At 28.1% G+C, this 9,498-nt stretch carries 8 protein-coding genes, 2 tRNA genes and 1 rRNA gene; 2 read left to right on the forward strand and 9 right to left on the reverse strand.

Annotation, left to right across the window (positions count from 1 at the left end; genetic code table 11):
• Window positions 1–3 precede the first annotated feature (3 nt).
• On the forward strand, window positions 4–573 hold the full coding sequence (locus KQI77_RS07095; RefSeq protein ID WP_216389731.1) for a GDSL-type esterase/lipase family protein: 570 nt from the start codon (window positions 4–6) through the stop codon (window positions 571–573).
• On the opposite strand, the gene KQI77_RS07100 is transcribed toward KQI77_RS07095, so the two are convergent.
• Complete coding sequence (locus KQI77_RS07100) at window positions 566–1,516, reverse strand: NAD(P)/FAD-dependent oxidoreductase (protein ID WP_216389723.1); 951 nt, start codon at window positions 1,514–1,516, stop codon at window positions 566–568. The two genes, KQI77_RS07095 and KQI77_RS07100, sit on opposite strands and share 8 nt — an antisense overlap.
• A gap of 132 nt (window positions 1,517–1,648) precedes the next feature.
• On the opposite strand from KQI77_RS07100, the gene KQI77_RS07105 reads away from it, so the two are divergent.
• The gene (locus KQI77_RS07105) at window positions 1,649–2,542 is read left to right on the forward strand and encodes a hypothetical protein (protein ID WP_216389724.1); all 894 of its coding nucleotides are present in this window, start codon (window positions 1,649–1,651) and stop codon (window positions 2,540–2,542) included.
• Window positions 2,543–2,649: 107 nt separating this feature from the next.
• Here the strand turns inward: KQI77_RS07105 and KQI77_RS07110 are convergent, their stop codons facing one another.
• The 8 genes from KQI77_RS07110 to KQI77_RS07145 form a co-directional block, all read right to left on the reverse strand.
• The gene (locus KQI77_RS07110) at window positions 2,650–3,993 is read right to left on the reverse strand and encodes a TldD/PmbA family protein (RefSeq protein ID WP_216389725.1); all 1,344 of its coding nucleotides are present in this window, start codon (window positions 3,991–3,993) and stop codon (window positions 2,650–2,652) included.
• A gap of 11 nt (window positions 3,994–4,004) precedes the next feature.
• Entirely contained in the window at window positions 4,005–5,387 is a 1,383-nt protein-coding gene (locus KQI77_RS07115) for a TldD/PmbA family protein (protein ID WP_216389726.1), read from the reverse strand.
• Window positions 5,388–5,403: 16 nt separating this feature from the next.
• Window positions 5,404–6,894 carry a hypothetical protein gene (locus KQI77_RS07120; RefSeq protein WP_216389727.1) on the reverse strand — a complete coding sequence of 497 codons (1,491 nt, stop codon included), beginning with the start codon at window positions 6,892–6,894 and terminating at the stop codon, window positions 5,404–5,406.
• A gap of 2 nt (window positions 6,895–6,896) precedes the next feature.
• Window positions 6,897–8,291, reverse strand: coding sequence for an ATP-binding protein (locus KQI77_RS07125; protein WP_216389728.1), 1,395 nt, complete (start codon window positions 8,289–8,291; stop codon window positions 6,897–6,899).
• The gene (locus tag KQI77_RS07130; protein WP_216389729.1) at window positions 8,288–8,977 is read right to left on the reverse strand and encodes a response regulator transcription factor; all 690 of its coding nucleotides are present in this window, start codon (window positions 8,975–8,977) and stop codon (window positions 8,288–8,290) included. The genes KQI77_RS07125 and KQI77_RS07130 overlap by 4 nt, the downstream gene beginning before the upstream one ends.
• A 152-nt stretch (window positions 8,978–9,129) precedes the next feature.
• A tRNA-Asn gene (locus KQI77_RS07135) sits at window positions 9,130–9,204 on the reverse strand.
• Between the two features lie 40 nt (window positions 9,205–9,244).
• Window positions 9,245–9,319 (reverse strand) — tRNA-Asn (locus KQI77_RS07140).
• A 68-nt stretch (window positions 9,320–9,387) separates the two neighbouring features.
• Window positions 9,388–9,498: ribosomal RNA gene (locus KQI77_RS07145) — 23S ribosomal RNA — on the reverse strand; the annotation flags it as partial.

Genomic DNA, 9,498 nt, shown 5'->3' on the forward strand with positions numbered 1-9,498 from the left:
ATAATAAATATGTCTTATGATCTTGTTCTTATTGGAGACAGCTTGGTATTTGGATATGGCGTTCCATACAATAATAGCTTTGCCTATAAATTATCAACATCATTAAACGTTACTGTTACAAATAAAGGAATAAATGGTGATACTACTATATCAATGTTAGATAGATTCTATACAGATGTTATTTTATATAATCCAAAATATATTTTTGTAATGGGTGGAACTAATGACTTATTACTTGGGAAATCTGTAACTAGTATAATCGAAAATATAGAATTAATGATATTGGATGCAAAAAAAATTTCAGCTAAAACTTATATAGGCATTCCACCTTGTATAATTAAAGATTTAGCTGAAAGATTGTTTATGCCTTCTGATTTTTATACTTATGCAGAAAATTCCTTACCAATCTTAAAAAATGAACTCATAAAATTATGCTCTAAACATAATGTGCAATATATTAATTTTTATGACATTACCTTTAATAATAAAAGTAACATATTTGTAGATGGAATACACTTAAATGCAATTGGAAATAATCTGATGTACAAAGAGTTCTGTAGAGTTTTTAGTTAAGACTTTCTAAATACTCTACCGCACTTCTTCCAGCTTCTAGTCCATCTATATCTTTATACTTAAGGGCATCCATTCCATATATCATATTTCCACATGCAAATATACCTTTTATTGAAGTTTCATATTTATTTAACTTTAGCATATATTTATCATTTGCAACTTGTATTGATGTTTTCTTTGTTATGCTTATCTCTGGGATATATGCAACTGATAGTATTAAAGAATCACATGAAATTACATATTCTTTCTTTTTATCTCGAGATACAACCTTTATGCCATCTATTCTATTTTTGCCATATATCTCTTTTATCTTATAATCATGTATTACATTAACATCAAATTGTTTAAAAACCTCAGTAAAATATTCATTTATCTTAAAACCATTATCTTCTTTTATGATAACAGCACTTATCTTAGAGCCTTCTAGAATCAGTCTTCTAACAAGTGATAAAGCCCAATTACTATTAGCAACCACTACACAATTTTTACCTGGAAGATGTCCTTCTAGATTAATAGTCTTCTGAGCATTACCTATAGTATATATTCCTGAAAACTTATTAAGAGGAATATCTATGCTACCAGTTAATTTCTCCCTGCATCCAGTTGCAAGAATAATTGTCTTTCCTTTTATTTTATTTACTCCTTCTTTTGGATTAACATATGTAATTACCTTATCATCAGATATCTCAAGTACTTCTGTACCTAATTTCTTTTCAACTTGTTTAATCTGTGTCTCCATAAATGAAATGTATTCTGGTCCTGTCAATTCAGCCCCTAAAAGTTTTTTTCCATATATATTAGAAATACATTGGTTCAATATTCCACCTAAATTTTGTTCTCGTTCTATTATTAATATTTTGTTTATATTATTCTGTAATGGAACTATTGAAGCTGTCATGCCAGCCATTCCACCGCCGATTATTACTATATCATATTCTTTCACGATTATATCCTCCCATACTTAACAATTATATCATATTAACTTTTGGTAAACACCATTTTTAATATAATTTTTTGTTGTATAATAATATTAGTAAATATTTCAAATACAAAAAAAGAAAGTGGTGATTTAATTATGCCAGACTTTGAAACACTTTTTATAACTCATATAGATTTAATAATTTATATAATTGGATTATTAGGAATATGCTTAGGTATATATCTTATTTGTACCAAATTTAATAAACGAAATTGGTTTTTTTCATTAATTACATCTTTAATACTTGCAATATCTATAATTTTGATAAGTACAGGTGGTATTTCTACTTTTCTTAAGAAAAAATCTGATGAAAAAGCTATTGCAGCAGCAACTAAAAAAGAGAAAGAAAATGAAACTGCCATTAATACTAGTGTAAATTCTTCTGAGAATGATAAACAAAATAATTCTGATTCACCTGACACAAACACTGTAAAAACTTCAAATAGCAAATCTTCTTCAAATACTCCTAAGCATTTAGATGAAGTTTCTTTTGAATATAAAATTAAAAATTCTCAGTGCTATATACTTATATCTAACTATACTGATAAAGTATTTAATGGTTCAGTTAGTGTAACAGTAGGTGGTTCAACTACTAGTCTTCCAATTAGCAATTTATTACCTAGCAAAAGAAGTAATTATACAATTCCTTCAAATAATGCAACAGAAATAAGTGATTATAAACTAGATGGAACATACTCTGATAAAGCTACTTCTACTCAAAAATATGCAATATCTTCTATGGGAACTGGAAATGGATATTTTAGATTTGAAGTAATTCCAACTAGCTATGACGAAGAAACATTAAAATCTATATGTAAAACTTTCAAATCAACTTATTCTAGTGACAAATGTAAAGGTATATTAATATACTTCTTAAATGAAAATGCTTCTACTTTAGATAATTCTTATGCAGAATATTATTGTAATAACGAAGGAACAACTTCTCAATTAGTTATTTATTCAACTAATCAAAAAATAACAATTGATTAACTTATTTAATAAAACCAAAAATTAAATATCAGTTTCTAAAAAGTAAAAAGTGTCAACATGCTACTCTAAACATGCTGACACTTTTATTTATATTATTATAACTTTTATTATTTTCCTGCTATTGTTAATCCTTCAACTATACAAGAAGGTGATCCAATATTATTAAGTGGGAACTTTAGATCACTTCCTATTTTCCTTATATTCTTTAAGACATCGAAGAAATTCCCTGCAACTGTGATTTGTTCTATTGGAAAATCCTTCTTCCCATTCTTTATATAAAATCCTTTTGCAGCTAATGAAAAATCACCAGTAATAGAGTTTGCACCTGCATGAAGTCCTGAAAAATCAGTTATAAGAACCCCTTCCTTTACATCTTGTAATAAATCTTCAAGTGAATTTGTTCCCTTATCTATATAGAAATTAGTAGGTTGTATGCCTACTGGTGATGCATAAGATGCTTTAAATCCGTTTCCAGTAGTTTTTACACCTGCTTTATTAGCAGTTTTTAAATTGTGTAATAATGTTATTAGCTCTCCTTTAGAGACTATATCTTTTCTAAATGAAGCTACTCCTTCATCATCAAATGGAGTTGATGCTAAACCTCCTTTTAATAAAGGATCATCTATTATAGTCAATATATCTGAAGCTATTTTTTCTCCTTCTTTATCTTTTAGTAGAGATAATCCCTTTTGTGCTGAATCAGCATCAAACACATCTACAAATGCATCTAATAAAGACACCATAGCTTCATTATAAATAACTGTTTTATAACTACCTGACTTTATAGTTGTTCCCCCTATTCTAGATAGAGCTTCTTCAACACCTTCTTTTACTATCTTATCTGTATCGACATCTTCTATTGACTCAGCTATAGTATACCCAACAGCATCATATTTTTGACCATTTTCTTCTACTATAGGAACTACATAAGCTGTTAGCATATTATTCTTACTTACTAACTCTAAGCCTTTTGTATTATATATTCCATATTTGCTAGAACCATATCCAACAGAACATCCTCCTATATTAACTACCTTTGGAGAATATTCCTTTGTTTTTTTCTCTAACTCTAAAGCAATATTTATAAGCTTATCTACCTCTATGTTTTCTAATGCCTTTGAATAATTATTAACCTCAGGGTATTCTTTATCTCCTTTATAAATAAATTGCTCATCATCACTTTCTATAGTCCTTGCACATTCTATTGCATTCCTTACAAGCATTTTTATAGCATCTTCATCCATTATTTCTGTATAAGAATAACCCATTTTTTTATTATACATTCCTCTAAAAGAAATTCCAAAGGTAGTATTTAAATTATACTTATCTACTTCTTGTTCATATGCTGTTATATTAATACTTTCTCTATCTATATAATATATTTCACATTCATCAAATCCTTTGTTTTTAGCTTCTTTAAATAGTTTTTCTTTAAACTCCAAAAATTCCATATCCATCACTCCTATCTACCACCTACTGTAATTTCACTTACTCTAATCATAGGTTGACCTACATTAACAGGTATACTTCCTGATGACGATCCACACATTCCTTGGGCTTGAGAAAGGTTATTTCCTACCATATCTATATTCATTAATACTTCTTCACCTTTTCCTATAAGACTTGCACCTCTTACAGGTTCCTGAATTTCTCCATTTTTCACTAGATAACCTTCTGCTACTGCAAAATTAAATTCACCAGTTACAGGATTAACAGATCCTCCTCCTAATTTTTTTGCATACAATCCTTCTGACATAGATTTTATTATATCCTCTGGATTATCTTTACCAGCAGCTATATAAGTATTTGTCATTCGTGAAGTTGGAGCATATTTATAACTCTGTCTTCTTGAATTACCTGTTACCTCCATATTCATTCTTCTACCATTTAGTTTATCTATCATATAAGATTTTAATATACCATCTTCTATTAATATATTCTTGTTAGATTTATTTCCTTCATCATCTATATTTATAGAGCCCCATGAATTAGGTATAGTTCCATCATCTATTGCTGTTACTAATGGTGAAGCTATCCTCTCTCCTAATCTTCCTGCGAATACAGAATTACCTTTAGCAACAGATGTAGCTTCTAATGAGTGTCCACAAGCTTCATGAAATAAAACGCCTCCAAAACCATTATCTATTGCAACCATCATTTTGCCTGCAGGACAATTCTTTGCATTAAGCATGGTTATAGCAGTTCTTGCTGCTTCCTTTGCATATGCTTCTACATCTATTTCATTAAATACTTCAAAGCCTTTACATCTTCCAGGTCCTTCAAAACCAGTTTGATTTTCACCATTTCTAGAGGCAATGGCATTTATTCCAATCCTAGTTCTTATTCTCCTATCTTCAGTAAATAATCCATCACTATTTGCTATAAGTATATTTTGATCTTTATCTGCATATGAAATACTTACTTGAGATATATCTGAATTATAGTCTTTTGCTGCAATATATGCCGATTTCATGACTTTAACTTTCTTAGAATAATCAACAGCATTTGGATATAATTCTATTGGATGATTATTATTAAATTTATAATCATTTGTTATAATTATTTCTTTTTCATCCTTAATACTGCCTAATGCTAATGCTGCCTTATAAGCAGTATCTAAAAGAGCTTCTAAACTATTATTATTAGTATATCCATATACACATTTTAGTCCTTTGAATATCCTTATACCTACTCCATAAGTTCGACCGCCTAATGCATTTTCAATTTTATTATCTATTAAACTAATAGAATTACTTATACAGTCTTCTTCAAATATTTCAGCAAAATCTCCTCCTGTAATTAAACATTTAGACAATACTTGACTAGCTATATTTTTTGTTATCATTTTTTTCACTCCTATTCTATCCTACAATTTTGCCTCTTTTTGATAACACATTATCCCATTTGTTAACATAAGAATCTTCACACCATTGAGCCATTATTACACTTTCTTTATCTTTTAAATTAATTTTTGATAATGGTTTATCTTTAAGTCTACCATTTTCAATTTCATAAATTTCAATTTCTTCAGTTGTTATTACAATAGCCATTGTTCCATCAGGAGATGTATATGCATCTACTAATAATGGTATTTCAGCTTTTAAAACTTTCCATGGTATTACTAGTGTATCATAACTACATAGTGTCTCATTTATTTTTATTCCAAGTGGAAAATCTATTGGTTGATTATTAGAATTATTATCAGATATTCTTCCCTTTAACGCCCAAGTTCCATTTGTTCTATATATTGTAAAGTTAGAATAATCAACATCTTCATTATAATCAGCTCTTTTTTTAGATTCTAATTTATAATAAGCCGATTTATAACTTTTAGCAAAGGTACTTGCATCACTTGGGAATATATCTTGAATATCTATTCCTTTTTCTGTTACCGCACTATCTATAGGTAATACCTTATATACAGATTTATTTATATTTGATATGTTTGATTTTTCTTCAATTGCAACATAATTATTGCCTATATAATTAATCATAAGTCTAATATCTGTATTATTTTGAATTATTGTTTCTTCAGATTCTTTTGTAGCATTATCTGCAATATTATTCTCATTATATTCTATACTATCAGGTTCTAATAATTCTACATATATATTTTTCTCACTATCTTCTATTTCTCTTGTTCGTAATGTCCATAACCCTGTAGTTCTAGGAATAATTATATTAGAATTTTCTCTAATTGGTTGAATTTGTCCTGATTTTGTACATATCCACAAAGTTCTGTATTTTTCTCTTAACTCCCCTTCATCATCTTCACTAGGTACCTTTAAACCTAACAATATTCCTTGAGATGAATAATTTTTTTCATCATATTGACTTGAAGCTTTGTTTTTCTTATCTAATACTTCCTTTTTGTCTTTAGCATCTTTTTTTATTATATTAAATAAGATACCTTGATAATACAAATATGACTTATTATCATTTTCATTAATTATCTCACATAATAAATTATTATCATAAGTAATTGAATAAGTCTTAATCTCATTATAATTAAATCCTAAATCTTTCATTGTGATTTTTGCTTCATACGATATTTCATAATCCAAATCCACATATTTTAATTTATAATTTACTTTATCATATTCCTGTCCACCAATGGATATCATATTATTTTTTATATAAACTGGAGCTGCAAGTACTTCACATATAGCTTCATTAGTAGCTATATTTTCATCTAATATTTTATACCCATTAGTTTCCCAATTACCATCTATATCTAATTTTTTATTATTAGGTGCTTCTATTCCTATAGAATCTCCTTCTCGCTGAAAAGAACATCCTATAAGTATTATTGAAAATAATATTAATGACATTAATTTTATTATTTTTTTCATAATCATAAGCCCCTTTCATTAGGTATAGATATACTAACCTTTGTTCCAATATTTTCTTTACTTTCTATAAGGAAGCTTCCATTATGTAACTTTATTAACTCATCACATATAGATAATCCAATACCATTTTTAGATTTTGCATTCTTGCCTTTATAAAATTTTTCTTTTACTCTTGGTAAATCTTCTTCTGATATTCCACATCCATTATCTTCAACCACAATCTTTAATAAATCTTCATCATTATAAAAGTGAAGTTTTATAGTGCCTCCTTTATTAGTAAACTTAAAGGCATTGTCTAAAATGTTTATTATTACTTGTTTCATTTTATTTATATCAATATATGCATATTTTTGTTTTAAATCACTAGATATAATAAAATTTATATCTCCATTGTTAGCTTTTTGCAACATCAAATTATCTAAAAAATCAATAAACAATCTAATATCTGTTTTTTCTTTATTTATAATTACTTTACCTCTTTGTAATCTCGAAAAATCTAACAATTCTTCTACCATATTTCCTAATCTATCTGATTCCTTTTCAATTATATGAAGTCCAGTTTTTAGAGTAGCTTTATCTGTACTTTCATCATCTAAGGTTATAGCCCAACCTTTTATTGAAGTAAGTGGTGTTCTAAGTTCATGAGATACAGATGAAATAAACTCATTTTTTAATTCGTCCTTCTTTAATAATTCTTCAGCCATTGAATTCAATGTTTCTGCAAGATTACCTATTTCATTATCCTCTCTGATTATACTTCTTACTTTTAAGTTACCAGATGCCATTTCATTTGCTACACCTGTTAATTCTGTTATTGGTTTTATTATACTTTTTGCAATTACCAAACTTACAATTGCTCCTATAAACATTCCAATAGCAGATATTCCTACAAAAACATACATTATCATATGTATTTCTTTATCTACATTCTCTAATGATATTATATATCTAAGCACACCAACTATTTCATTATTTACTTCTATAGGCATAGATATAGCCATTACATTATAATCACAATAACTAACTTCTCCAATCCATCGAGCTGTATTTCCACTTATAGCTTTATTAACATCACTATAGATATTTTTATCATTTACTCCTATGGAATCCATAAGTATATTTCCTCTTTTATCATATACTTGCACTTCTGCATCTGTTTGATTCCAAAAAGAATCTACATTATCATAAATATTTTCTTTCAATGTTGATGCTGTAAAATATTTATTATAAAATGCTATTGCTGTTTTCATTTGGTTACTTAAAACCTTTTCTGAATTATCATAATAATAGGTCTTTACAGCAAAAATAAGTAATACATCTAATACAATTATGCTTAGAAATATTACTAATAAGAAACTTATTAATAATCTCTTTTTTATACTTTTCTTATTTTTCATATCTTACTATTCCACCTATATCCTTTGCCCCATACTGTCTCTATATATTTAGGATTTGATGCATCATCTTCAATCTTATTCCTAAGTCTTCTTATATTAACATCTATTATCTTAGGATCTCCAAAAAAATCTCTTCCCCATACTGTGTTAAGCAATTCATCTCTAGTAAATGCTTTATTAGGATTTTCTATAAATAACTTCATTATCAAATATTCCTTAGGAGTTACATCTAATTCTTGTCCATCTTTTAATAGTTTTTGTGAATATAAATCTATAGTAAATCTTCCTTGTTCTACAATATTATTTCTATCTTTTTGGTTGTTATCCATCCTTCTGAGTATAGCTTTTATCCTAAGTACTACTTCTAATGGATTAAATGGTTTTAATATATAATCGTCAGCTCCATATTCTAACCCCATAATCTTATCTATATCTTGACCTTTTGCTGTAAGCATTATTATTCCCATATCTTTATATTTACTTCTTAATTCATTACATACTTGAAATCCATCTATTCCTGGAAGCATAACATCTAATATTGCTAAATCAGGTCTCTCACTAGATGCTAATTCTAATCCTTCTTCTCCAGTTCCTGCTTCGATTACTTCAAAATTGTTTCTTTTTAAATTTATCTTCAAAAATCCTCTTATACTTTCTTCATCTTCTACTAATAATATTTTTGCCAAACCCCTTTTACACCTCTCAACATATATTTCTCTATTATTCACACATAAAATTAAAAAATACATTATAATTTCCTATAAAACAAAAAAATAGAGAGAAAACATTGTTTCTCTCTTATTATACTACATATACATTGCTTTATTAAAGAAAAAATTGGCTCCGCGGAGAGGGCTCGAACCTCCAACCTATCGGTTAACAGCCGAGTGCTCCACCATTGAGCTACCGCGGAATATTTATTCTGAAAGAATATATCATATATTAATTTTAATTGGCTCCGCGGAGAGGGCTCGAACCTCCAACCTATCGGTTAACAGCCGAGTGCTCCACCATTGAGCTACCGCGGAACATTATTAATAAAGAATATATTATTCTTTCAAAATTGCACATAGTATATAATTAATATTCTTTTTTATTGGTCAAGCCCTCGACCTATTAGTATCAGTCAGCTAAATATGTTACCACACTTACACCTCTGACCTATCAACCTTGTGTTCTTCAAGGGGTCTTACTAGCTTATGCTATG

Source organism: Clostridium sp. MSJ-8, from assembly GCF_018918325.1.
In the GTDB taxonomy this organism is placed as follows: domain Bacteria; phylum Bacillota; class Clostridia; order Clostridiales; family Clostridiaceae; genus Clostridium.

Excerpts from the sequence above, each read along its gene's own strand:
- KQI77_RS07105 (WP_216389724.1), top strand. The coding sequence starts at position 1,649 with ATGCCAGACTTTGAAACACTTTTTATAACTCATATAGATTTAATAATT.
- KQI77_RS07125 (WP_216389728.1), bottom strand. The coding sequence starts at position 8,291 with ATGAAAAATAAGAAAAGTATAAAAAAGAGATTATTAATAAGTTTCTTA.
- KQI77_RS07115 (WP_216389726.1), bottom strand. The coding sequence starts at position 5,387 with ATGATAACAAAAAATATAGCTAGTCAAGTATTGTCTAAATGTTTAATT.
- KQI77_RS07110 (WP_216389725.1), bottom strand. The coding sequence starts at position 3,993 with ATGGAATTTTTGGAGTTTAAAGAAAAACTATTTAAAGAAGCTAAAAAC.
- KQI77_RS07120 (WP_216389727.1), bottom strand. The coding sequence starts at position 6,894 with ATGAAAAAAATAATAAAATTAATGTCATTAATATTATTTTCAATAATA.